The organism is Kitasatospora sp. NPDC058162 (assembly GCF_042884005.1).
Taxonomy (GTDB): domain Bacteria; phylum Actinomycetota; class Actinomycetes; order Streptomycetales; family Streptomycetaceae; genus Kitasatospora.
Genome location: NZ_JBHVUS010000026.1, coordinates 83,378 through 107,415 on the forward strand (window position 1 = coordinate 83,378; position 24,038 = coordinate 107,415).

19 protein-coding genes are annotated in these 24,038 nt (G+C 73.3%); 12 read left to right on the forward strand and 7 right to left on the reverse strand.

The annotated features are described in order from the left end of the window. Window positions 1-42 precede the first annotated feature (42 nt). Both ACFVXG_RS33275 and ACFVXG_RS33280 read right to left on the reverse strand, forming a co-directional pair. Entirely contained in the window at window positions 43-729 is a 687-nt protein-coding gene (locus ACFVXG_RS33275) for a response regulator (protein WP_350507811.1), read from the reverse strand. Continuing rightward, entirely contained in the window at window positions 729-2,321 is a 1,593-nt protein-coding gene (locus tag ACFVXG_RS33280) for an ATP-binding protein (protein WP_387932905.1), read from the reverse strand. Before ACFVXG_RS33280 ends, ACFVXG_RS33275 begins: the two co-directional genes overlap by 1 nt. A 283-nt stretch (window positions 2,322-2,604) precedes the next feature. Here ACFVXG_RS33280 and ACFVXG_RS33285 point away from each other — a divergent pair, with 283 nt between their 5' ends. Genes ACFVXG_RS33285 through ACFVXG_RS33295 form a run of 3 tightly spaced genes read left to right on the forward strand, consistent with a single transcriptional unit; the run spans window position 2,605 to window position 5,409 of the window. Next, window positions 2,605-3,429 carry an ABC transporter ATP-binding protein gene (locus tag ACFVXG_RS33285; RefSeq protein ID WP_387932907.1) on the forward strand — a complete coding sequence of 275 codons (825 nt, stop codon included), beginning with the start codon at window positions 2,605-2,607 and terminating at the stop codon, window positions 3,427-3,429. Next, window positions 3,419-4,300 (forward strand): ABC transporter permease, encoded by an 882-nt coding sequence (locus ACFVXG_RS33290; RefSeq protein ID WP_387932909.1) that lies wholly within the window; start codon window positions 3,419-3,421, stop codon window positions 4,298-4,300. Before ACFVXG_RS33285 ends, ACFVXG_RS33290 begins: the two co-directional genes overlap by 11 nt. A gap of 38 nt (window positions 4,301-4,338) precedes the next feature. Beyond that, window positions 4,339-5,409 (forward strand): ABC transporter substrate-binding protein, encoded by a 1,071-nt coding sequence (locus ACFVXG_RS33295; RefSeq protein WP_387932911.1) that lies wholly within the window; start codon window positions 4,339-4,341, stop codon window positions 5,407-5,409. 90 nt (window positions 5,410-5,499) lie between these two features. Here the strand turns inward: ACFVXG_RS33295 and ACFVXG_RS33300 are convergent, their stop codons facing one another. Both ACFVXG_RS33300 and ACFVXG_RS33305 read right to left on the reverse strand, forming a co-directional pair. Then, entirely contained in the window at window positions 5,500-6,402 is a 903-nt protein-coding gene (locus ACFVXG_RS33300; RefSeq protein ID WP_387932913.1) for a sucrase ferredoxin, read from the reverse strand. 159 nt (window positions 6,403-6,561) lie between these two features. Beyond that, window positions 6,562-9,012, reverse strand: a complete 2,451-nt coding sequence (locus ACFVXG_RS33305; protein WP_387932915.1) for a DNA topoisomerase (ATP-hydrolyzing) subunit A — start codon at window positions 9,010-9,012, stop codon at window positions 6,562-6,564. 316 nt (window positions 9,013-9,328) lie between these two features. Here ACFVXG_RS33305 and ACFVXG_RS33310 point away from each other — a divergent pair, with 316 nt between their 5' ends. From ACFVXG_RS33310 to ACFVXG_RS33320, 3 genes are all read left to right on the forward strand, one after another. After that, complete coding sequence (locus ACFVXG_RS33310) at window positions 9,329-10,675, forward strand: M16 family metallopeptidase (RefSeq protein WP_387932917.1); 1,347 nt, start codon at window positions 9,329-9,331, stop codon at window positions 10,673-10,675. After that, the gene (locus ACFVXG_RS33315) at window positions 10,672-12,060 is read left to right on the forward strand and encodes a M16 family metallopeptidase (protein ID WP_387932919.1); all 1,389 of its coding nucleotides are present in this window, start codon (window positions 10,672-10,674) and stop codon (window positions 12,058-12,060) included. Before ACFVXG_RS33310 ends, ACFVXG_RS33315 begins: the two co-directional genes overlap by 4 nt. 325 nt (window positions 12,061-12,385) lie before the next feature. Continuing rightward, window positions 12,386-13,579, forward strand: coding sequence for an RtcB family protein (locus ACFVXG_RS33320; protein WP_387932921.1), 1,194 nt, complete (start codon window positions 12,386-12,388; stop codon window positions 13,577-13,579). A gap of 52 nt (window positions 13,580-13,631) precedes the next feature. Here ACFVXG_RS33320 and ACFVXG_RS33325 read toward each other — a convergent pair whose 3' ends face one another. Then, a complete protein-coding gene (locus ACFVXG_RS33325; RefSeq protein WP_350507822.1) occupies window positions 13,632-13,913 on the reverse strand; it encodes an HPr family phosphocarrier protein in 282 nt (93 codons plus the stop codon). Between the two features lie 226 nt (window positions 13,914-14,139). Between ACFVXG_RS33325 and ACFVXG_RS33330 the strand changes: the two genes are divergently transcribed. From ACFVXG_RS33330 to ACFVXG_RS33345, 4 genes are all read left to right on the forward strand, one after another. After that, the gene (locus ACFVXG_RS33330) at window positions 14,140-16,986 is read left to right on the forward strand and encodes a GNAT family N-acetyltransferase (RefSeq protein ID WP_387932924.1); all 2,847 of its coding nucleotides are present in this window, start codon (window positions 14,140-14,142) and stop codon (window positions 16,984-16,986) included. 92 nt (window positions 16,987-17,078) lie between these two features. After that, window positions 17,079-17,678, forward strand: a complete 600-nt coding sequence (locus ACFVXG_RS33335) for a DUF5998 family protein (protein ID WP_350507824.1) — start codon at window positions 17,079-17,081, stop codon at window positions 17,676-17,678. Window positions 17,679-17,801: 123 nt separating this feature from the next. Next, window positions 17,802-18,989 carry an alkaline phosphatase family protein gene (locus ACFVXG_RS33340; protein WP_387932926.1) on the forward strand — a complete coding sequence of 396 codons (1,188 nt, stop codon included), beginning with the start codon at window positions 17,802-17,804 and terminating at the stop codon, window positions 18,987-18,989. A 61-nt stretch (window positions 18,990-19,050) separates the two neighbouring features. Further along, the gene (locus tag ACFVXG_RS33345) at window positions 19,051-19,707 is read left to right on the forward strand and encodes a thymidine kinase (RefSeq protein WP_387932928.1); all 657 of its coding nucleotides are present in this window, start codon (window positions 19,051-19,053) and stop codon (window positions 19,705-19,707) included. Window positions 19,708-19,727: 20 nt separating this feature from the next. Here the strand turns inward: ACFVXG_RS33345 and ACFVXG_RS33350 are convergent, their stop codons facing one another. Continuing rightward, the gene (locus tag ACFVXG_RS33350) at window positions 19,728-20,471 is read right to left on the reverse strand and encodes a VOC family protein (RefSeq protein WP_387932955.1); all 744 of its coding nucleotides are present in this window, start codon (window positions 20,469-20,471) and stop codon (window positions 19,728-19,730) included. 177 nt (window positions 20,472-20,648) lie between these two features. Here ACFVXG_RS33350 and ACFVXG_RS33355 point away from each other — a divergent pair, with 177 nt between their 5' ends. Next, window positions 20,649-21,524: a sulfurtransferase gene (locus ACFVXG_RS33355; RefSeq protein WP_387932930.1), complete on the forward strand. Its 876-nt coding sequence runs from the start codon at window positions 20,649-20,651 to the stop codon at window positions 21,522-21,524. Window positions 21,525-21,586: 62 nt separating this feature from the next. Here ACFVXG_RS33355 and sepH read toward each other — a convergent pair whose 3' ends face one another. Next, window positions 21,587-22,666 (reverse strand): septation protein SepH, encoded by a 1,080-nt coding sequence (sepH, locus tag ACFVXG_RS33360; protein WP_350507828.1) that lies wholly within the window; start codon window positions 22,664-22,666, stop codon window positions 21,587-21,589. Between the two features lie 517 nt (window positions 22,667-23,183). Here sepH and ACFVXG_RS33365 point away from each other — a divergent pair. Continuing rightward, window positions 23,184-24,035: a hypothetical protein gene (locus ACFVXG_RS33365; protein WP_387932932.1), complete on the forward strand. Its 852-nt coding sequence runs from the start codon at window positions 23,184-23,186 to the stop codon at window positions 24,033-24,035. Window positions 24,036-24,038 lie beyond the last annotated feature (3 nt).

Genomic DNA, 24,038 nt, shown 5'->3' on the forward strand with positions numbered 1-24,038 from the left:
GCGGCCCGGGCCTGTCCGCGGCCCGGGCCTGTCCGCGGGCGGTCAGGCCCGGGCGGCCAGCCCGTAGCGGTGCTCGGGGCGGCCGGTGTCGCCGTAGCGCAGGGTCAGCCGCAGCCGGCTGTCGCGTTCCAGCTGCTTGAGGTAGCGCTGGGCCGTCGAGCGGCTGAGCCCGGTGGCGTCGGCGACCTCCTGGGCGGACAGCGGCCGGCCCGCCCGGCGCAGCACGCCCAGGACCAGGTCGGTGGTGGGCGCGGAGTGGCCCTTCGGCAGCGTCCCGGCGGGTGCGGCGGCGCTGCGCAGGGTGGCGAACAGCCGGTCCACCTCGTCCTGGCCGGCCTCCCGGGCCGGTGCGGCCAGCGCGTGGCGCAGCTGGGCGTAGCAGACCAGCTTGTCCCGGAGCCCGCCGAAGGTGAACGGCTTGACCAGGTACTGCAGGGCGCCGTGCTGCATCGCGGCGTGCACGGTGGAGACGTCCCGGGCGGCGGTCACCATCATCACGTCGCAGGTCACCTGGCGCTCCCGTAGCCGGCGGACCAGGGCCAGGCCGGTCTCGTCCGGCAGGTGGTGGTCCAGCAGCAGGAGGTCCACCGGGCGGCGTTCCAGCGCGGCCAGGGCCTCCCCGGCCGAGTGGGCGGTGCCGGTGACCCGGAAGCCCGGCACCTTGGCCACGTACGCGGCGTGCACGTCCGCGACCCGGAAGTCGTCGTCCACCACGAGTACGTCGATCATCACGCCTCCACGAGCTGAGTGGTGAGCAGGGCCTCGGGCAGCTCGACGGTGAAGCGGGCGCCGCCGAGCGGGCCGGTGTCGAGCACGATCCGGCCGCCGGTCCGTTCGACCAGCCGCCGCACCATCGCCAGGCCCAGCCCGCGCGGACGGTGCGCGGGCGCGTCCTTGCTGGTCCACCCCTCCTCGAAGACCTGCTCGCGCAGGTCCTCCGGGACGCCCGGGCCGCTGTCCGCGACCTGGAGCAGCAGGGTGGAACCGGCCGCCGCCAGCGTCACCTCCAGCCGCCCGCCCCCGCCCGGCACCAGGGCGTCCACCGCGTTGTCGATCAGGTTGCCGAGCACCGTGACCAGCGCCCGGGCGTCCACCACCGCGTCCGGCAGGTGCGCCGCCGGGGCCAGCACCAGCCGCACCCCGCGCTCGCCGGCCACCGCCGTCTTGCCCGCCAGCAGCGCCGCCACGTGCGGGTCCTGCACCTGCTCGGCGATCCGGGCGGCGACCACGGCGTGCGAACCGGACTGCTCCGAGATGAAGGCCACCGCCTGCTCGTGGCGGCCCAGTTCGAGCAGGCCGAGCAGGGTGTGCATCCGGTTGGCGTGCTCGTGGTCCTGGGCGCGCAGCGCCTCGGTCAGGCTGCGGGTGGTGTCCAGTTCGCGGACCAGCGACTCCAGCTCGGTGCGGTCGCGCAGCGTCACCACGGCGCCTTCGGAGGTGGCCGTCCGGTTGACCACCAGCACCCGGTCGTCCCGGACGGCCGGCAGGTCGGCGCCGGTGATCCGCCCGGTCAGCACGTCGGCCAGCCGGCCCGGCGGCAGCACCGCGGTGATCGGGCGGCCGGTGCAGTCCTCGGGCAGGCCGAGCAGCCGCACGGCCTCGTCGTTGGCCAGCCGGATCCTGCCCCGCTCGTCCAGCGCCACCATGCCCTCGCGGATGCCGTGCAGCATGGCCTCCCGCTCGACCAGCAGCGCGGAGATGTCGGCCAGCGCGATGTTGTGGGTGCGGCGCTTGAGCCGGCGGGCCAGCACCAGGGTGGCGAGGGTGCCCGCGGCCAGACCGGCCGCGGCGCACAGCAGGATGCCGGTGAGCATCTTCAGCAGGCGGCGGCGGATCGAGTCGTCGCTGATCCCGACCGACACCTCGCCGACGATCCGGCCGTCCGCCATCCGCAGCGGCACCTTGCCGCGGGCGGTGCGGCCCAGGGTGCCCTGCTGGATCGCGGTGACGCTGCGGCCGCTGAGCGCGGGCTCGGGGTCGGTGCTGACCCGGTGGCCGATCCGGCCCGGGTCGGTGTGCGAGAGGCGGATGCCGTCCAGGTCGGTGACCACGACGAAGCTGGCGCCGGTGGCGAGCCGGATCTGCTCGGCGTTGCGCTGCGCGGTGACGACGTCCCGGGCGTCGGCGGCCCGGGCGATGGTCTCGTCGGTGGCGGTGGCCTGGGCGATGGACAGCGCGCGCTGCATCGCGTCGTGGTCCAGTTCGTTGCTGACCGGGGCCAGGAACAGCCCGGCGGTCACGGCGGTGACGCCGACGGTGACGACGGTCTGGCTCAGCAGGAGCTGGGCGAAGACCCGGCGGGGCCAGTGGGGGAGCTTCATCCGGGCCTCCTCTCGGCGGGGGCGGGGTCCGGCAGGTGGGGGTCGGCAGGGATGGGGTCCGGTGGGGGTGGGGTCCGGTGGGGGCGGGGTCCGGTAGGGGTGGGGTCGGCACACCCTATGTTTCCGATGTGTTTCTGTCAGCCCGCGTCCCCGCAGTTGTAGCGGAAGCAAAAGGAGCAGAACACCCCTCAATGCGGAGAAGTCGCACTACGCGGAGAAGGCTCCCGCCGGGGCCCGGACCGCTCCTACCTTTCCGGGGCAAGCACTGACCCGGGAGGAATGAATGACCGATACCCCGGCGATCGAGCTGACCGGCGCGACGAAACGCTTCCGCACCCCCTCCGGTGCGCTGCACACCGCCGTCCGCGATCTCGATCTGACCGTCGCCCAGGGCGAGTTCGTCGCCGTCGTCGGCCCCACCGGCTGCGGCAAGTCCACCACGCTGACCCTGGTCAGCGGTCTGGAGGAGCCCACCGAGGGCGAGGTCCGGGTGTACGGCGAGCCCGTGCGCGGGATCGACCCCAAGGTCGGGTTCGTCTTCCAGCAGGACGCCGTCTTCCCCTGGCGGACCGTGCTGTCCAACGTGATGGCCGGGCCGCGCTTCCGCGGCGTGCCCGCCGCCGAGGCCAGGGAGCGGGCCCGGGACTGGCTGGCCCGGGTCGGCCTGGCCGCCTTCGAGGACCGCTACCCGCACCAGCTGTCCGGCGGCATGCGCAAGCGCGTCGCACTCGCCCAGACCTTCGTCAACGACCCGACCATCCTGCTGATGGACGAGCCGTTCTCGGCGCTGGACGTGCAGACCCGCGCCCTGATGTCCGACCAGCTGCTGGAGCTGTGGGCGGGGACGGGTTCTTCCAGAAACGCAGCCTCGGTCGTGTTCGTCACCCACGACCTGGACGAGGCCATCGCGCTCGCCGACCGGGTCGTCGTGATGACGGCCGGGCCGGCCACCGTCAAGGAGGTCTTCACCGTCGACCTGCCACGACCGCGCACCGTGGAGGCCGTCCGGCTGGAACCGAGGTTCGTCGAGCTGTACCGCGAGATCTGGGCCTCGCTCGGCGAAGAGGTGCGCATCACCCGGGAGAGAGGAGCGGGTCGTGCCGCTTGAGACCGCGTCCGAGACCGCTTCGACCGCCGCCGGGAAGCCCCCGGCCGTCACCAGCAGGACCGAGGCCCGCGAACGGGCGTCCCGCAACCGGAAGTTGACCGTCTACGCGGCCCGGATCGGGGTGCTGGTCGCCTTCCTCGGCCTCTGGGAGGTGTGCGCCCGCACCGAGGTCATCGACCCGTTCAACTTCTCGCAGCCGTCGAGGATCTGGGACCAGATCTGGCAGTGGACCACCCACGGCACCGCCCAGGGCTCGCTCGGCGAGCAGATCGGCTACACCCTGTACGAGGCCCTCACCGGCTGGGTGATCGGCGTGGTCGGCGGTGTGCTGCTGGGCATCGCGCTCGGCCGGATCCGCTTCCTGGCCGATGTGTTCGGGCCGTACATCAAGGTGCTCAACGCGATCCCGCGGATCGTGCTCGCCCCGATCTTCCTGATCTGGTTCGGCCTCGGCCCGGCCTCCAAGGTCGCCTCCGCGGTGGTGCTGGTGTTCTTCCCGGTGTTCTTCAACGCCTTCCAGGGCGCCCGCGAGGTGGACCGCAACCTGGTCGCCAACGCCCGCATCCTGGGCGCCGACAACCGCAGGGTCACCCTTCAGGTGGTCATCCCCGCCGCCACCACCTGGATCTTCACCAGCCTGCACGTCAGCTTCGGCTTCGCGCTGATCGGCGCGATCGTCGGCGAGTACATCGGCGCCACCAAGGGCCTCGGCCTGCTGGTCGCCGCCGCCCAGGGCACCTTCAACGCGGCCGGGGTGTACGCCGCCATGACCATCCTCGCCGTCGTCGCGCTGCTCACCGAGGGGCTGCTGACCTTCGCCGAGAAGAGACTCTTCCGCTGGAAGCCCGCCGACGCGGGCGACGGCCGCTGAACTCCCCCCGCCCGTACGTACCGAGAGGTTCCCCCACGATGCGCCCGAACCCGACGAGCAGAGTCCTTACGGTCGTCCTCGCCGCCGCCCTGCTCCTCCCGCTCGCCGCCTGCGCCAACGACGCCGCCACCTCGACCCACGGCGCCGCGCCGGCCGGGCAGCAGGTCGACGGCCCCAAGGTCAAGATCATGGTCGGCGGCCTGGACAAGGTCATCTACCTGCCCGCGATGCTCACCCAGCGGCTCGGCTACTTCGCCGAGGCCGGCGTCAACGTCGAACTGCTCACCGAGCCGGCCGGCGTCAACGCCACCACCGCGCTGCTGGCCGGCGACGTCCAGGGCGCCGTCGGCTTCTACGACCACACCATCGACCTCCAGGCCAAGGGCAAGCACGTCGAGTCCGTGGTCCAGTTCGCCCAGGCCCCCGGCGAGGTCGAACTGGTCTCCACCAAGCAGGCCGACGCCATCAAGTCCGGCGCCGACTTCAAGGGCAGGAAGCTCGGCGTCACCAGCATCGGCTCCTCCACCGACTTCCTCACCAAGTACCTCGCGGTCAAGAACGGCGCCTCCGTCAGCGAGTTCAGCCCGATCGCGGTCGGCGCCGGCCAGACCTTCATCGCCGCCCTCCAGCAGGGCAGCATCGACGCCGGGATGACCACCGACCCGACCGTCGCCACCGTCCTCGACAAGGGCCTCGGCAAGATCCTCTACGACATGCGCACCCCCGAGGGCTCGCGCCAGGCGCTCGGCGGGCTCTACCCGTCGTCCTCGCTGTACATGAACACCGAGTGGGTCGAGAAGAACAAGGACACCACCCAGAAGCTCACCAACGCCTTCGTCAAGACCCTCAAGTGGATGTCCACCCACAGCCCCGAGGAGATCGCCGCGAAGATGCCCGCCGACTACGCGCAGGGCGGCGCCGAGCAGTACGCGGCGGCGATCAAGTCCACCCTGCCGATGTTCACCACCGACGGGGTGATGCCCGCCGACGGGCCCGGGACGGTGCTCGCGGTGCTCGCCGCCTTCCACCCCGACGTCAAGGGCAAGGAGGGGACGATCGACCTGTCCAAGACCTACACCACGGAGTTCGTCGGCCAGGCCGCCGGCTGACGCTCCGCCGCCGCGGTCCCGCGCTCACCCCCACGGGCGCGGGGCCGCCGCGGTGTTCGGATCCCCGTACCGCTCGGATTCCCGTACCGTTCAGATCCCCCGTACGGAGAGCACGTCCATCCGGGACGGCGTCCCCGCCGCCTTGCCGCAGCTCTCCGGACGGGCCGGCTCGCTCACCGACTCGATCACGTCCACCTCCCAGGCCCGCCCGTCCCGGTGGATCACCGCCACCAGCCAGCGGCCCGGGCCGTCCGGCCGCTGCGCCAGGGTCAGCGCGTCCACCGCGGTCTCGCCGATCGCCAGCCGCACCGCGTGCTCGGCCGCCTGGCCCGGCCGCTCCCAGCCCGAGCAGCCGCGGGACCACTCCGGCACCATGTGCCCGGCCGCCGTCGCCGCCAGCACCTCCTTGGCGCTCTCCGGCGTCAGTCGCCCGTACGCGTAGCCGTACGGCAGCACCAGCATCGTGGGGGCGAAGCGGTGCCCGCCCAGGTGGGTGACCTCCCACACCTCGCTGTGCCCGGCCGCCGCCAGCTCCGCGGCCAGCGGACGGCCCAGCAGTGCGCAGCAGCGGTCCCGGCGGCCGTTGGTGCACACCAGCGCCAGCGGGCCGCCGACGTGCTCCGCCCCGAAACCCCCGTGGTCACCGGCGCCCAGCGCGGCGAAGTCCAGCTCCAGCAGCTCCGCCGGGTCCGTCACCTGCGCCCGGCGGACCCAGCCGCGGCCCGGCACCGTGTGCGCCACGACCACCTCGTGTCGCGCCGTCGGCAGGCAGTCCGCGTGCCGGCCCGGCCGCCGGATCAGGGCCACCCGTACGCCGGTGCCCGCCGCGGCGGCCTCCAGCGCGCGCCCGACTGCTTGGTCCAGGTGGCTCTCACCCAGTGCTTTCGCACCCCACGGGCCGCTCTGTTCCAGCAGCAGCCAGGTGGTCGCCACCGCCGCCGTGGCGGTCAGCGGCTCCGAAAGTTCACGCGAGAGGGTCGCACAAGTGCTCACCCGGGCAAGGCTACCCTCAGCGGTCCGGCCCGCCCAGGGGTCCGGAAGGGTGCCTCGCCGGGGCAGGGGCCCAGGGCGCGCCGGTCCCGGACACGCCGGGGGGCGGGGCACCCGTAGGCACCCCGCCCCCCGTTACCCGGCCTCAGGACCGGTCCGAGCTCACGCCGGACCGGCCACCACCTCGATCGGCGCCGTCACCGGCGTGCCCGAGCCGTCCCGGCGGGGATCGCGCTCCGGCAGGTCGACCGGCGCGCCCTTGGCACCGGCGGCCCGGGCCGGGGCGGCACCCGCCCAGGCGAACGCCAGGCCGTCCTCGCCGCGCAGGAAGCGCTGGCAGCGGACACCGCCGGTCGCCCGGCCCTTGCGCGGGTACTGCTCGAACGGGGTGACCTTCCACGACGACTGCTCGTCACCGGACAGCGTGCCCGAGGCACCCGCCACCGAGACCACCACCGCGTCCACGGCCGGGTCCACCGCCGTGAACGACAGCACCCGGGCGCCGTCCGACAGCTTGACGCCCGCCATGCCGCCCGCCGGACGGCCCTGCGGCCGGACCTGACCCGCCGGGTAGCGCAGCAGCTGGGCGTCCGAGGTGATGAAGACCAAGTCCTCCTCGCCGGTGCGCAGTTCGACCGCGCCCACCAGCGCGTCGCCGTCCTTGAGGGCGATCACCTCGAACTCGTCCTTGTTCGCCGGCCACTCCGGCACCACCCGCTTCACCACACCCTGCACCGTGCCCAGCGCCAGCCCCGGCGAGGACTCGTCCAGCGTGGTCAGCGCCAGCACCCGCTCCCCGGCCTCCAGCCGCAGGAACTCCTCCACCGCGGCCCCGCCCGCCAGCGTCGGCGAGGGCATCGGCGGCAGCGCCGGCAGGTCGATCACCGGCAGCCGCAGCACCCGGCCCGCGGACGTCACCACACCCACGTCCGCCCGCGCCGTGGCCGGCACCGCCGACACGATCACGTCGTGCTTCGCCCGCTTCTCCGACAGCTCGAACGGCTCGCCGTCCGCCGTCCGCGCCAGCAGCCCGGTCGAGGACAGCAGCACCCGGCACGGGTCGTCCGCCACCTCCAGCGGCACCGCCAGCGCCGCCGACGGAGCCGCCCCCGCCTCCAGCAGCACCGTGCGCCGCTCCGTCCCGAACTGCTTGGACACCGCGCCCAGTTCGGAGGACACCACACTGCGCAGCCTGCTGTCCGAGTCCAGGATCTCGGTCAGCTCCGCGATCTCCGCGGTCAGCTTCGCCTTCTCCTGCTCCAGCTCCACCCGGTCGAACCTGGTCAGCCGGCGCAGCGGGGTGTCCAGGATGTAGCCGGTCTGCGTCTCCGACAGCGAGAAGCGCTCCATCAGGCGCTCCTTCGCCTGCTGGGCGTTGTCACTCGACCGGATGATCGCGATGACCTCGTCGATGTCGACCAGGGCCACCAGCAGGCCCTCGACCAGGTGCAGCCGCTCCTCCCGCTTGCGGCGGCGGAAGTCGCTGCGCCGGCGCACCACGGTGAACCGGTGGTCGACGTAGACCTCCAGCAGCTCCTTGAGGCCCAGCGTCAGCGGCTGCCCGTCCACCAGCGCCACGTTGTTGATGCCGAAGGTCTCCTCCAACGGCGTCAACTTGTAGAGCTGCTCCAGCAGCGCCTCCGGCACGAAGCCGTTCTTCACCTCGATCACCAGCCGCAGCCCGTGCTCGCGGTCGGTCAGGTCCTTGACGTCCGCGATGCCCTGCAGCTTCTTCGCGTTGACCAGGTCCTTGATCTTCGAGATGACCTTCTCCGGGCCGACGTTGTACGGCAGCTCGGTCACCACGATGCCCTTGCGGCGCGCCGTGACGTTCTCGATCGTCGTGGTGGCCCGGATCTTGAAGGTGCCGCGGCCCGACTCGTACGCGTCCCGGATGCCCGACAGGCCCACGATCCGCCCGCCCGTCGGCAGGTCCGGACCGGGCACGAACCGCATCAGCGTGTCCAGGTCCGCGGTCGGGTGCTTGATCAGGTGCCGGGCCGCGGCCACCACCTCGGACAGGTTGTGCGGTGGCATGTTCGTCGCCATGCCCACCGCGATGCCCGTCGCGCCGTTCACCAGCAGGTTCGGGAACGCGGCCGGCAGCGCCATCGGCTCCTGCTCGCTGCCGTCGTAGTTCGGCCCGAAGTCGACGGTGTCCTCGTGGATCGACTCCACCATCGCCATCGAGGCGGCCGTCAGCCGCGACTCGGTGTACCGCATCGCGGCCGGCGGGTCGTCGTTGCCCAGCGAACCGAAGTTGCCGTGCCCGTCGATCAGCGGCAGCCGCATCGAGAACGGCTGCGCCATGCGCACCACCGAGTCGTAGATCGACTGGTCGCCGTGCGGGTGCAGCCGGCCCATCACCTCGCCCACCACGCGCGCGCACTTCACGTGCGCGCGGTCCGGACGCAGGCCCATCTCGTTGGCCTGGTACAGGATCCGGCGGTGCACCGGCTTCAGACCGTCCCGCGCGTCGGGCAGCGCACGCGAGTAGATCACCGAGTAGGCGTACTCCAGGAAGGAGCCCTGCATCTCGTCCACGACGTCGACGTCGAGGATCCGCTCCTCGAAGTCTCCGGGCGGCGGGGTCTGCGAACTGCGGCGGGCCATCGCGGCGGGGCTCCCTTACGTGTCGCTGGCTGTGTCGTCGGTCGGTCGTGGGCCGGCCGGGTCGGTCACCGGACGGGCTTCGCCGCCCCGGCTCCCTGATTCACCGTCCTGCCGCCGCGACCCGTCAACCGGGCGCGACCGACAGGGCACGGCGCCCCCATTGTGGACCCTCGCGCCGACACTCCCGGTCAGCGGCCCTCTTCCGCCCCTGGCGAACGCCGCTTCCGCGCGGACACAAACACGCCCCCCACGCGTTGCACCACAATGGGGGACGCCACACGAACCCCGACATCGACGACGGGAAGGACCCGAGCGCATGGCCAACCCGGCCCCCGCCTCCAGCCGAGGCATCGCCATCACCGAGCACCGCCTGGCCAACGGCCTGCGTGTCGTCCTCTCCGAGGACCGCCTCACCCCGGTCGCCGCGGTCTGCCTCTGGTACGACGTGGGCTCCCGCCACGAGGTCAAGGGCCGCACCGGCCTCGCCCACCTCTTCGAGCACCTGATGTTCCAGGGCTCCGCCAACGTCTCCAACAACGGCCACTTCGAGCTCGTCCAGGGCGCCGGCGGCTCGCTCAACGGCACCACCAGCTTCGAGCGCACCAACTACTACGAGACCATGCCCGCCCACCAGCTGGAGCTCGCCCTCTGGCTGGAGGCCGACCGCATGGGCTCGCTGCTCGCCGCCCTCGACGACGCGTCCATGGAGAACCAGCGCGCCGTCGTCAAGAACGAACGCCGCCAGCGCTACGACAACGTCCCGTACGGCACCGCCTTCGAGAAGCTCACCGCGCTCTCGTACCCCGACGGGCACCCGTACCACCACACCCCGATCGGCTCCATGGCCGACCTCGACGCCGCCACCCTCGAGGACGCCCGGACGTTCTTCCGCACCTACTACGCGCCCAACAACGCGGTGCTCTCCGTGGTCGGCGACATCGACCCCGAGCAGACCATCGCCTGGGTCGAGAAGTACTTCGGCTCCATCCCCGCGCACGACGGCAAGCAGCCCCCGCGCTCCGGCGAACTCCCCGACACCATCGGCCGCGAGCTGCGCCAGGAACTCGCCGAGGACGTCCCCTCCCGCGCCCTGATGGCCGCCTACCGCCTGCCGCACGACGGCACCCGGGAGGCCGACGCCGCCGACCTCGCGCTCACCATCCTCGGCAGCGGCGAGTCCAGCCGGCTCTACAACCGGCTCGTCCGCCGCGACCGCACCGCCGTCGCCGCCGGCTTCGGCCTGCTGCGCCTCGCCGGCGCCCCCAGCCTCGGCTGGCTCGACGTCAAGACCTCCGGCGACGCCACCATCGCGCAGATCGACGCCGCCGTCGACGAGGAGCTCGCCCGCTTCGCCGCCGAGGGCCCCACCCCCGAGGAACTCGAGCGCGCCCAGGCCCAGATCGAGCGCGAGTGGCTCGACCGGCTCACCACTGTCGCCGGCCGCGCCGACGAACTCTGCCGCTACGCCGTCCTGTTCGGCGACCCCAAGCTGCTGAACGACGCCCTCCCCAAGGTCCTCGACGTCACCGCCGAGGAGGTCCAGGCCGTCGCCAAGGCCCGGCTCCACCCCGACAACCGGGCCGTCCTCGTGTACGAGCCGACCGCGACCGCCGCCGACGACGCTTCCGACGCCGCTTCCGAAGAGGAGGGTGCCGCCGTATGAGCACCGACTACGTCCCCGCGATGACCTTCCACCCCCAGCCCCAGCCCGGCACCCCCAGCCCCTGGGCCTTCCCCGCCCCCGAGCGGGCCGCCCTCGGCAACGGCATCACCGTGCTGCACTGCCACCGGCCCGGCCAGCAGCTGGTCGCCGTCGAGGTCCTCCTCGACGCCCCGCTCGCGGCCGAGCCCGAGGGCCTCGACGGCGTCGCCGCCATCCTCGCCCGCGCCCTCAACGAGGGCACCGACACCCTCACCGCCGAGGAGTTCGCCGGCGAGCTGGAGCGCGCCGGGGCCACCCTCGACGCCCACGCCGACCACCCCTGCATCCGGGTCGCCCTCGAAGTCCCCGCCTCCCGGCTCCAGCGCGGCCTCACCCTGCTCTCCGACGCCCTGCGCGCCCCCGCCCTCCCGGCGGAGGAGATCGAGCGCCTGGTCGCCAACCGCCTCGACGAGATCGTCCACGAGCAGGCCAACCCCGCCCGGCGCGCCGCCAAGGCCCTCTACGCCGAGCTCTTCGAGGCCGCGGACCGCCTCTCCCGGCCCCGCAGCGGCACCGCCGACACCGTCAAGTCGATCGACCGCGCCGCCGTCAAGGCCTTCTACGACGCCCACGTGCGCCCCGCCACCACCACCGTCGTGGTGGTCGGCGACCTCACCGGCGTCGACCTGCCCGCCCTGCTGGAGAGCACCCTCGGCACCTGGACCGGCACCACCGCCGAGCCCTCCGCCCACGCCCCCGTCACCGGCGACGACCGCGGCCGCGTCCTCATCGTCGACCGCCCCGGCTCCGTCCAGACCCAGCTGCTGATCGGCCGGATCGGCCCCGACCGCCACGACCCGGTCTGGGCCGCCCAGATCCTCGGCACCTACTGCCTCGGCGGCACCCTCACCTCCCGCCTCGACCGCGTCCTGCGCGAGGAGAAGGGCTACACCTACGGCGTCCGCGCCTTCGCCCAGCCGCTGCGCTCCGCCGCCGACGGCAGCGGGCGCTCGCTGATCGCCATCAGCGGCTCGGTGGACACCGCCTCCACCGCCCCCGCGCTCGCCGACACCTGGACCATCCTGCGCACCCTCGCCGCCGAGGGCCTCACCGACGCCGAGCGCGACGAGGCCGTGCAGTTCCTGGTCGGCGTCGCGCCGCTGAAGTACGAGACCGCGGGCTCGGTCGCCGGCACCCTGGCCGACCAGGTCGAGCAGTACCTCGCCGACGACTACCAGGCCGAGGTCTACCGGCAGCTGGCCGAACTCTCCACCGCGGCGGCCACCGAGGCCGTGGTCGCGGCCTTCCCGCCGGAGCGCCTGGTCACCGTGCTGGTCGGCGACGCCGCCGCGATCGAGGCGGACGTGCGGGCGCTGGGGATCGGCGAGGTCACCGTCGTCAGCTGACGCCTTCCGGCATCCCCTCCGGCCCGGTGGAGCACCTTCGCTCCGCCGGGCCGGACGCGTTCGTAAATCCGTTGCGGGCCCGGCCCGTTCCGTGGATAGATGTTCCCCGACGCACAACACGTGCGAACTGCGAGCAGCGAAGGGAGGCGGTCACCATGCGGGTCGAGCAAGCCATACGACGACGCTCCCCGAGGCCGTATCTCCCATGCCTCGCCACGGCTGCCTGAGCGCGGTCGCCCCCCGAACTTCCCCGAGCCGCACCGGGATTCTCTTTCGCGCGGCAGCTCCTTCCCCGAACTACCCGACCTCTGGAGGTCGTTCACCCATGTCGTACACCGAAGTACCCGGCATCCGCGTCCCGATCCGGATGTGGACCGACCCGGCGACGGTCGAGGGCGCGGCCCTCCAGCAGCTGCGCAACATCAGCTCCCTGCCGTGGCTGCACGGCCTCGCCGTGATGCCGGACGTCCACCTGGGCAAGGGTGCGACGGTCGGCTCCGTCATCGCGATGAAGGACGCGGTCTGCCCGGCGGCGGTCGGCGTCGACATCGGCTGCGGGATGAGCGCGGTGAAGACCTCCCTCACCGCCAAGGACCTTCCGGACGACCTCTCCGACCTGCGCTCCAAGATCGAGCAGGCCATCCCGGTCGGCCGCGGCCTGCACACCGACCCGGTCGACCCGGCCAAGCTGCGCGGCTTCCGCACGGAGGGCTGGGACGACTTCTGGCACCGCTTCGACGACATCGCGGAGGACGTCAAGTGGCGCCGCGAGCGGGCGATGCAGCAGATGGCGACGCTCGGCGGAGGAAATCACTTCATAGAACTGTGTGTCGATACGACTGATGCGGTCTGGCTGATGCTGCACTCCGGCTCCCGCAACATCGGCAAGGAGCTGGCGGAGCACCACATGGGCGTCGCCCGCTCGCTGTCGCACAACCAGGGCCTGGTCGACCGGGATCTGGCGGTCTTCCTCGCGAAGACCCCGGAGATGGCCGACTACCGTCAGGACCTCTTCTGGGCGCAGGAGTACGCGAAGCACAACCGCGCGATGATGATGGCGCTCTTCCAGGACGTCGTCCGGGGTGAGTTCACGAAGGCGAAGGTCACCTTCGACGAGGTGATCAGCTGCCACCACAACTACGTGTCGGAGGAGCGGTACGACGGCGTCGACCTGCTGGTGACCCGTAAGGGCGCGATCCGGGCCGGCTCCGGCGACTACGGGATCATCCCGGGCTCGATGGGCACCGGTTCGTACATCGTCCGCGGCCTGGGCAACAAGGCGTCGTTCAACTCCGCCTCGCACGGCGCCGGCCGCAAGATGAGCCGCACCGCCGCGAAGAAGCGGTTCACCACGCGGGACTTGGCCGAGCAGACCAAGGGCGTGGAGTGCCGCAAGGACAGCGGCGTGGTGGACGAGATCCCGGGCGCCTACAAGTCCATCGACAAGGTCATCGAACAGCAGAAGGACTTGGTCGAGGTGGTCGCGCACCTCAAGCAGGTGATCTGCGTCAAGGGCTGATGAACGGAAGAGGCCCCCGGGGTGATCCCGGGGGCCTCGGTCACGTCGCGGCTCAGGCCGCGGCCGGGAGCTCGTCGAGGCCTTCGGCGACGAGCTTGGCGAGGCGGTCGAGGGCCTCGTCGGCGCCGGGGGCGTCGGAGGCCAGGATGACCTCGTCGCCGCCCTGGGCGCCCAGGGCGAGGAGGCCGAGCATGGAGGCGGCGTTGACGGGGTTGCCGCCCGGCTTGGCGATGGTGATCGGCACGCCGGTGGCCGTGACGGCCCGGACGAAGACGGAGGCGGGACGGGCGTGCAGGCCCTCGGCCCAACCGATGGTGACGCGGCGCTCGGCCATGAGACGTGCCTTTCCGGTGAAGCTGGTCACGGCCGTGCTCGGGGAGCGGGGGAAACGACCGTGTTGTCTAGACCAGTGTTGCACGCAGACAACCCCTGCGAGGCGTCGCGTTCGGGACTTGTGATTGTTTCTTTTCGGGGCATAAGGCCCGGCCAGCGGCCCTGTCCACCCTGCCGTGGGCACGCACCCGGCGCCATTCGGCTCGCCGCCGGATAACCTGACGAATGTGGAAGACCCCGCGGTGGCGAACCCCGAGCAACCCGACTATCCGCAGCACTGGGAAGCCGACGTCCTGCTGCGCGACGGCGGCACGGCCCGGATCCGGCCGATCACCCCGGGCGACGCCGGGCGCCTGGTGGAGTTCTACGAACAGGTCTCGGACCAGTCCAAGTACTTCCGCTTCTTCGCCCCCTACCCGCGGCTCTCCGACAAGGACGTCCGCCGCTTCACCCACCACGACTTCGTGAACCGGGTCGGCCTCGCCGTGGTGGTCCGCGACCACTTCATCGCGACCGTCCGCTACGACCGGATCGACGCCGAGGGCCGCCCCTCCGACGACGGCACGGACGCCGAGGTCGCCTTCCTGGTCCAGGACGCCCACCAGGGCCGCGGCGTGGCCTCCGCGCTGCTGGAGCACATCGCGGCGGTGGCCCAGGAGCGGGGTATCCGCCGCTTCCAGGCCGAGGTGCTGCCGGAGAACCGCAAGATGGTGAAGGTCTTCACCGACGCCGGCTACACCCAGCACCGCAGCTTCGCCGACGGCGTGGTGCACCTGGAGTTCGACCTCGAACAGACCGACCGCTCGCTCGCCGTGATGCGCGCCCGCGAGCACCGTGCCGAGGCCCGCTCGGTGCAGCGGCTGCTGACCCCGCGCTCGGTGGCCGTGATCGGGGTCTCCCGCAATCCGCAGACCGTCGGCCGGGCCCTGTTGCGCGACCTGCTCGGCAGCTTCGACACCGAGTTCGCGAGCCGGTACGAGTCCAAGGGCGCCCCGCGCACCGTCTACGCGGTGAACCGCAGTGCTCCGCCCGGCACCGAACTGGACGGCGTCCCGGTGCACCGTTCGATTCTGGACATTCCCGGGCCGGTGGACCTCGCGGTGATCGCCGTCCCCGAGAGCGTCGTCCCGGCGGCCGTCGCCGAGTGCGGCGCCCACGGCGTGCAGGGCCTGGTGGTGGTCACCGCCGGTTACGCGGAGACCGGCCCGGAGGGCCGGGACCGTCAGCGCGCCCTGGTGCGCCAGGCCCGCGCGGCGGGCATGCGGGTGGTCGGCCCGAACGCCTTCGGCCTGATCAACACCGACCCCGACCGCCCGCTGAACGCCTCGCTCGCCCCGCACCTGCCCGATCGCGGCGGCTTCGGGATCTTCTGCCAGTCCGGGGCGATCGGCGTGGCCCTGCTGGAGTCCGCCCACCGGCGGGGCCTCGGGGTCTCCTCCTTCGCCTCGGTCGGCAACCGCTCGGACGTCTCCGGCAACGACTTCCTCCAGTACTGGGCCGAGGACGACGCCACCGAGGTGGTGCTGCTCTACCTGGAGTCCTTCGGCAACCCCCGCAAGTTCACCCGGATCGCGCGCCGGCTGGCCACCGCCAAGCCGGTGGTCGTGGTCAAGGGGGCCCGCCACACCGGCAGCCTGCCGCCCGGCCACGCCGTCCCGGCCACCGCCACCGGCCTGCACGACGCCACCGTGGACGCGCTGTTCGAACAGGCCGGGGTCACCAGGGTGGCGACCATCACCGAACTGTTCGACACCGGTGAGCTGCTCGCCCAGCAGCCGCTGCCGCCCGGCGACCGGGTCGCCGTGGTCGGCAACTCCGACTCGTTGGGCCTGCTCACCTACGACACCTGCCTGAGCGCCGGGCTGCGGCCGCGCACGCCGGTCGACCTCACCACGGCCGCGACCGGCGAGAACTTCCGGATCGCGCTGGACGTCGCGCTCAGCGATCCGGCCGTGGACGCGGTGATCGCCGTCGCGATCCCCCCGATCGGCACCTCCGCGCACGCCTTCATGGGCGGCCGGCTGACCGGCCCGGACGATCCCGAGATGGGCTCGGACGACCCGGAGATCGCCACCGCCCTGCTCGAAGCGGGCGAGCGGGCGCGGGAGTTGGGCAAGCCCCTGGTGCTGGCCCACCTGGCCCTGACCGACCTGCCGACCCGGCTGCGCCCCGGCGGCATCCCGGCCTACGCGGCGCCCGAGCGGGCCGTGCGCGCCCTCGCGCACGCCGTGCACTACGCCCAGTGGCGCCGCCGCACCGCCGAGGCGGAGGAGACGGCGCGCGTCCCCGACCTGGACCGGATCGACGAGCCCGGCGCCCGCGCCCTGGTGGACACGGCGCTGAGCACCCGTGCCGCGGTAGCCGCGCGCACCCAGCCCGGTGGCGCCCGGATCACCCTGTCCGACGCCGAGGCCCGGCTGCTGCTGGCCCGCTACGGCATCGACGTCTCGCCCACGCTGCCAGCCCCGGACGAGCAGGAGGCCGTCCGGGCCGCCGGGCAGCTCGGCTACCCGGTGGCCCTGAAGGCGACCGCCCCGCACCTGCGCCACCGCCCCGACCTGGGCAGCGTCCGGCTGGACCTGACCGGCGAGGCGGGCCTGCGCCGCGCCCACCGCGAGCTGGACGCCCTGCTCGGCGGCGCGGCCGAGGCCCAGCTGGTGGTGCAGCGGCTGGCCCCGCGCGGCGTGGACACCGTGATCGGCGCCACGGTCGACCCGGCCGTCGGCGCGATCCTCTCCTTCGGCCTGGCCGGCGCCCCCGCCGAACTGCTGGGCGACGTGGCCCACCGCCTCGTCCCGGCCACCGACCAGGACGTCGCCGGGCTGATCCGCGAGGTGCGGGCGGCGCCGCTGCTGTTCGGCTGGCGCGGTGCCGAGGCGGTGGACACCGCCGCGCTGGAGGAGCTGCTGCTGCGGGTGTCGCAGTTGGTGGACGACGTACCGGAGATCGCCTCGGTGGACCTCGAACCGGTGGTCGTCGCCCCGCACGGACTGGCGATCCTGGGGGCGCGGGTGCGGGTCGCACCGCTGCCCGTCCGCAGCGATCTGGGCCCGCGCGCGATGAGCACGCTGTAACCTTCCTTGGTTGCGCCTGCCCGTGGGCGCTGATGTCCGAAGCTCGGCGCCGCGCCGCCCGCTTCGTCGGCGGACCATGCCAGGATGGAGTTATGGCGAAGACCGGTACCACCACCACTCAGGACCTGCGCTCGGCGATCGAGCGCAGCGGCTACTACCCGGCCCTGGTGTCCGAGGCGGTGGAGGCCGCGGTGGGCCCGGAGCCGATCAGCTCCTACTTGGTGCACCAGGAGACGACCTTCGACTCCAACGAGGTGCGCCGGCACGTGACGGTGCTGGTGCTGACCCCGACCCGCTTCGTGGTGAGCCACACCGACGAGCAGTCCGGCGACGCGGGCAGCCCCGCGGTGCCGTTCGCCACGACCTCGACGGAGAGCGTCCGGCTGGACCGGATCGGCTCGGTCGTGCTGAGCCGGATGGTGGCGAACCCGGAGACGTACACGCCGGGGACGCTGCCGCGCGAGGTCGTGCTGACCATCGGCTGGGGCGCGGTGCAGCGCCTGGACCTGGAGCCGGCCGGCTGCTCGGACCCGAACTGCGAGGCCGACCACGGCTACACCGGCTCGGCGACGGCCGACGACCTCTCGCTGCGGGTGAGCGAGGCCGGCGACGGCCCGGAGACGGTGGCCCAGGCGCTGGTGTTCGCCCGGGCGCTGTCCGACGCGACGATCGACAACGCTCCCCGGGTCTGAGGCCCCGGCCGAGCCCGTCGCTCCCGGCTGAGCGCCGTCGTTCCCGACCGCGGTCCCGTCCGAGCCCCCGCCGTTCCCGATCGCGCTCCTGCCCGCGGTCCCGCCCGCTACGAATCCGGTTCCATGTCCTTCGCACCCTCCGACGGCTACGACGCCTTCGAGATCCTCGACCCGGCCGCCGCTCCCGCGCCCCCGTACGGCAGCGGCTCGCTCTGCGACCTGCTGCCCTCGGTGGCGGCGGGGCTGGGCGTCCCGGGGTTCACCGCGACGCTGCCGATCGCCCCGGCCGACCGGGCGGTGGTGTTCCTGGTGGACGGCCTCGGCTGGGAGCTGCTGCTGCGCCACCCCGAGTACGCGCCGTTCCTGTCCTCGCTGGCCGGGAGCTCGATGGGCGGCTCCGGCCGTCCGCTGACCGCGGGCTTCCCGTCGACCACCGCGACCTCGCTGGCCTCGGTCGGCACGGGTACGCCGCCGGGCCTGCACGGCCTGGCCGGGTACACGGTGGCGGTGCCGGGCACCGACTACCTGATGAACCAGCTGCGCTGGCAGCCGCACACCGACCCGCACGTCTGGCAGCCGTACCCGACGGTGTTCGAGCAGACCCACCGGGCCGGGGTGGCGACCGCCCAGGTGTCCTCCCCGCTGTTCGCCCAGACCCCGCTGACCAGGGTGGCGCTGTCCGGCGGCACCTTCCTGGGCCGCACCACCGGCGAGGAGCGGATGGACCTGGCCGCCTCCTGGCTGGCCGAGCACGACCGGGCGCTGGTGTACACCTACGTCAGCGAGCTGGACGGCGCCGGCCACCGCTTCGGGGTGGACTCCGACGAGTGGCGGATGACGCTGGACGCGGTGGACCGGCTGGCCCGTCGGCTGGCCGAGCAGCTGCCGCCGCGTTCGGCGATGTACGTGACGGCGGACCACGGCATGATCGACATCGCCCCCGAGGACCGGATCGACTTCGACGAGGACTGGGAGCTCGGCGCAGGCGTCGCCCTGCTCGGCGGCGAGGGCCGGGCCCGGCACGTGTACGCGGTGCCGGGTGCAGCGGCCGACGTGCACACGGTCTGGAGCGAGGTGCTTGGCGACCGGATGTGGGTGGCCACCCGGGACGAGGCGATCGCGGCGGGCTGGTTCGGCCCGACCGTCGACGAGCGGGTGTACCGGCGGATCGGCGACGTGGTCGCCGCGGCGCGCGACGACATCGCCATCATCGCCTCCCGCAACGAGCCCGGCGAGTCCGCGATGATCGGTCTGCACGGCTCGATGACCCCGGTCGAGCAGTTCGTGCCGCTCCTCGAAGTCCGGGGCTGAGTCGGAGCCTTGACTTCCCTGCGCCCGAACCCCCTTGATGTGAAAGGCCCTTGCTCCACCCATGGCTGAACTGGTGTTCTTCTCGGGCACGATGGACTGCGGCAAGTCGACGCTGGCGCTGCAGATGGACCACAACCACGCCGCGCGCGGCCGGCAGGGCGTCATCCTGACCCGCAACGACCGGGCCGGCGCCGCCACCATCTCCAGCCGGCTGGGCCTGCGCGCCGACGCGGTCGAGGTGACGGACGACTTCGACTTCCTCGCGCACGTGGTGCAGCGGCTCTCGGCGGGCGGCCGGGTGGACTACCTGATCTGCGACGAGGCCCAGTTCTTCGCCGCCGAGCAGGTGGACCAGCTGGCCCGGGTGGTCGACGAACTGGACATCGACGTCTACACCTTCGGCATCACCACCGACTTCCGCACCCGGCTGTTCCCCGGTTCGCAGCGGCTGATCGAGCTGGCCGACCGGGTGGAGGTGCTCCAGGTCGAGGCGCTGTGCTGGTGCGGTGCGCGGGCGACCCACAACGCCCGTACGGTCGGCGGGGTGATGGTCGTCGAGGGCGCCCAGGTGGTGATCGGCGACATCTCGGTGAGCGAGGACGAGATCGGCTACGAGGTGCTGTGCCGCCGCCACCACCGCCGCCGGATGACCGCCGCGACCGCGCGCGCCTCGGTGCTCTCCCCGGACGTGCTGCCCTTCGAGGAGCAGCAGGCGTAAGGCATTCCGGCCTGGGCGCGTCAGCCCGCGGTTTCGAGTACCGAGAAGTGCCCGCCCTGCGGGTCGGCCAGCCGGGCGGCCCGGCCGCGGGCGGTGTCGTGCGGTTCGACCAGGACGCGGCCGCCGAGTTCGACGGTGTGACGGGCGGTCAGCGCGGCGTCCCGGACGGCGAAGTGGGTGCGCCAGCGCGGCGGGTGGCCGCGCAGGTCGGCGTGGTGGCGGATGCCGGCGACCGGGCGCCCGTGCACCAGCAGCGCGGTCTCGCCGACGGCGGGCCGGACCGGACGGTCGAGCACCGCGCCGTAGAAGACGGCGGCGCCGTCGGCGTCGGGGGTGAGCAGTTCGGCCCAGGCGGGGCCGCCGGGTTCCGTCCCGGCCTCCCGGCCGATGTGCTCCTCGCCCTGCCAGAGGCCGAAGACGGCGCCGGAGACGTCGGAGGCGATGGCCATCCGCCCGGCGGCCTCGGCCTGCAGCGGCCCGACCGCGACGGTGCCGCCGCACTCGCGCACCAGTTGGGCGGTGCGGTCGGCGTCGTCCACGGCGAAGTAGGTGGTCCACTGCACCGGGAAGCCGGTGGCGGTGGAGACGCCGAGGCCGGCGACGGGGGCGCCGTCGAGCTCGGCCCGGACGTAGGCGCCGAGTTGGCCCGGCCCGGGGGAGTACGTCCAGCCGAGCAGCTCGCCGTAGAAGGCCTGGGCGCCGGTCAGGTCGTCGGTCAGCAGGCTGACCCAGCAGGGCGTGCCCTGGGCCAGTCGGAGTTCCACCGCGGGCAATGCGGGCCTCCTCACGGGTGGTTGGCGCACGGAAATCCGGGCGCGCGAGGGTGATGCTTCCACTCTGGCGCGCGCCCAACCCTCGACCCGCGCGGAAAGTCCGGCAAAGAGCGCACAAAGAGCGGTGGTTCGGGCACCCGGGGCGCGCGCTGCGCGACAATGGCCGGCATGACCACCTTCAACGACGGTTCCCCGCTGATCTCCGCGGCCGAGCTGCGGGAGGCGCTCGCCTCCGCGCGGCCGCCGGTGCTGCTGGACGTGCGCTACCAGCTGGTCGGTGCCGCGCCGGGCGGCCCGACCGCGGCCGAGGAGTACCGGGCCGGACACCTGCCCGGTGCGCACTTCGTCGAGCTGGACCGGGACCTCGCGGCCCCGCCCGGCGCCCCGGGCCGGGGCGGGCGCCACCCGCTGCCGGATCCGGAGGAGTTCGGTGCGGCGATGCGCGGGTTCGGGGTGAGCTCCGGGCGCCCGGTCGTGGTGTACGACGGCGCGGCGTCGATGGCGGCGGCCCGGGCCTGGTGGCTGCTGCGCTGGGCCGGGCACCGCGACGTCCGGGTACTGGACGGCGGCTTCGCGGCCTGGCGGTCGGCCGGGCTGCCGGTGACGGCCGAGCTGCCGGAGCCGGCGGAGGGCGACTTCAAGCCCGTCCCGGGGCAGTTGCCGACGGTGGACGCGGACGGCGCGGCGGCCTGGGCGCGCAGCGGCCTGCTGCTGGACGCCCGTTCCGGCGAGCGCTACCGGGGTGAGACCGAGCCGGTGGACCCGCGGGCCGGGCACATCCCGGGCGCGGTGTCGGCGCCGACCTCGGAGAACGTGGGCCCGGACGGGCGGTTCCGCCCGGCGGCCGAACTGCTGGACCGCTTCCGGGCGTTCGGCGTGGGGGAGCGGAAGGCCGCGGTGTACTGCGGTTCGGGGGTGACGGCGGCGCACCAGATCCTGGCGATGGAGGCGGCCGGTCTGGACGCCGTGCTGTACCCGGGTTCGTGGAGCGAGTGGTCGAGCGACGCGGGCCGCCCGGTGGCGGTGACCGACCAGCCGGGCTGAGTCCCGGCCCGGACACGCCGGAGGGGCGGGAGGCCAGGCCTCCCGCCCCTCCGGCGTCGGTACTACTCCTGCTTCTTACGCCGGCTGCCGAAGACGATCTCGTCCCAGCTGGGCACGGTGGCCCGGCGGCCGGGCCGGACGCCGTCCGCCTCGGCCTGCCGGTCGGTGGTGCCGACCAGGCGTTCGCGGTGCGGGGCGACGGCGCGCGGCATCAGGATGTCGGCGTAGGCAGAGCCCGCGCCGACCGCCGGTGCGGCGGCCGCGGCCGGCTCCTCGTTCTCCTCGGCGACCTCGGCGGGCACCGGTTCGATCGGGGCGGGGCCGCCGACGGCGAGGTCGCCGCGGAAGGCCGGGACCACGTCGAGCAGGCTGGTCAGCGAGTCCCGGGACTCGGCGGTGGCCTCGCGCGACTCGCGGACCTCGCGGGCCGACATGATGCGGTCGGCGGAAGGCCGGTCGATCATCGGGCGGGGCGGCCGGTCCTGGGGGAGCCGGGCGATCCGCGGGATGAACGGGAAGACCGAGTCCTCCTCGCGCTCGACGCTCTCGCCGATCAGCGCGCGGGCCTCGTCGTCGTTGGGCTGGACCAGGCGCCGGGGCGGGTCGTACGTCCAGGACGCGCTGCGGCCCTCGCCGTCGGCACGGTAGTAGAGGATGACCTCCCACGTGCCGTCGTCGCGCCGCCAGGAGTCCCAGCGTTCGGTGTCCTTCTCGGCGCCGCGCAGGGCGAGCCGTTCGGCGACGGCCTCGCCGAGCTGCGGTCCGGGGGACTCGCCGTTGCGGCGGATGGCGGTCTTGCGGGCGCGCTCGGCCATGAAGGCGCGTTCGGCGAGGACCGGCCCTTCGAAGCGGCGGACGCGGTCGACGGAGATGCCGGCGGCCTGGGCGACCTCCTCGGCGGAGGCTCCGGCTCGTATCCGGGCCTGGATGTCCCGGGGGCGGAGGTGGCTCTCGACCTCGATCTCGATCTGGCCGAGGCGCGGCCGGTCGCCGCGGATGGCGGCGCGTAGCCGCTCGTCGATGGGGAGGGTGTACTCCGTGCTGTCGGCAGCCTTGAGCACCAGCCGTGTGCCGTCGTTGCTGACGGCCACAACCCGCAGTTCGGGCACGGTTACCTCCCGGGTGGTGCCTGCCGACGTCACCTGCGTCGCTGCTCCCGTACTGAGTGTGGCCTGCCCACTCGCGACTGGCCACAACCTTGCTGAGTTCCCCGGCGTGTCGGGCTTACGCCCGGCTGCGCCGCTGTGGCACGGTTGCCTTTTTGCCACGTCATCCGTCGACGTCGCGCCTGGGTGTCCCGGCCGTCCTCGCACGCGGAGTGTTCGCGACGATCCGGGACCGGCGTCGCCGTGCGTGCCCGTTCAGTGGCTCTTCGTCAAGCTGCCGGTGAAGGCACAGTCGACAAGTCGACCCAAGGCTCGGGCTTTACGAACAGTACTCCATTCGTGGCATCCGGAGGGGCGGCTCGCCGCTCAAGTCTCCCGCGATTCACGGGAATCTCAAGAGCGCGCGCCCCTGGCGGCGGACCGTCGCCGGATGAACGGTGATCATCTTCACACAATCCGGGCGCGGAGAACCGCATTTTCGTCCCTTGTGTCCTTCTTTGGGCAAGATGGAGAGACTTGTTCGAGTCGGAGTCGTACGGACCGAGGGATGTTGATGCCGGAGCGGAGTCCCGCCGAGGAGGGCGGCAAGGAGGAGCGCAAGCGGATCGATCTGAGCATGGCTCAGGTCGCGGCGAGCGCGTTGGCCGCGGTGGTGGGCGCGCTGCTCGCCTCCGAACTCGGCGTGTACGGAACGATCATGGGCGCGGCGGTGGTCAGCATCGGGGCCACCACCGGCGGCGCGGTGTTCCAGCACGTGTTCCGGCGGACCGGTGAGCAGCTGCGCGACGCGGTGGACCGCGGGCCGAACCAGACGGTGAACGGGCTGCGCCAGGTGCCGGCGGAGCGGGAGGGCCCGGCGGGGGAGCCGGCCGGGCCGCCGGCGATCACCTCGGAGTGGAACGAGCCGCAGGTGGTGCGGGCGCGCCGGCGGCTGGGCTGGAAGGGCTACGCGGCGGTCTCCGGGCTGGTCTTCGTCCTGGCGATGACGCCGATCGTGGCGTTCGAAGTGGCCACTCAGCAGCCGCTCTCGGCGACGGTGCGGGGCGAGTCCGGTAGCGGGACGTCCTTCGGCGGCACGGTGACGCGCAAGGACCCGGCGCCGCCGGACGTCCCCTCGCAGCGCCCGTCCACCGGGCGCGGCTCGCAGGACACGCCGTCCGGCGGGGCCTCGGCCCCGGCGACGACGCCGCCGAGCCGGGAGCCGACCGCCACCCCGAGCGGCGGTGCGAGCGGGAGCGCCTCGCCCTCGGCGGGTCCGAGTGCGAGCCCGTCGGCCGGCGCCTCGCCGTCGGCGGGCGGTTCGGGCCGGCCCACCGGTGAGGCCACGCCGCAGCCGCCGGTGCCGAGCAACGCCCCGGCGAACGGGACGGTGGCGCCGCCCCCGCCCGCCACCAGTACTCCCTGAGGC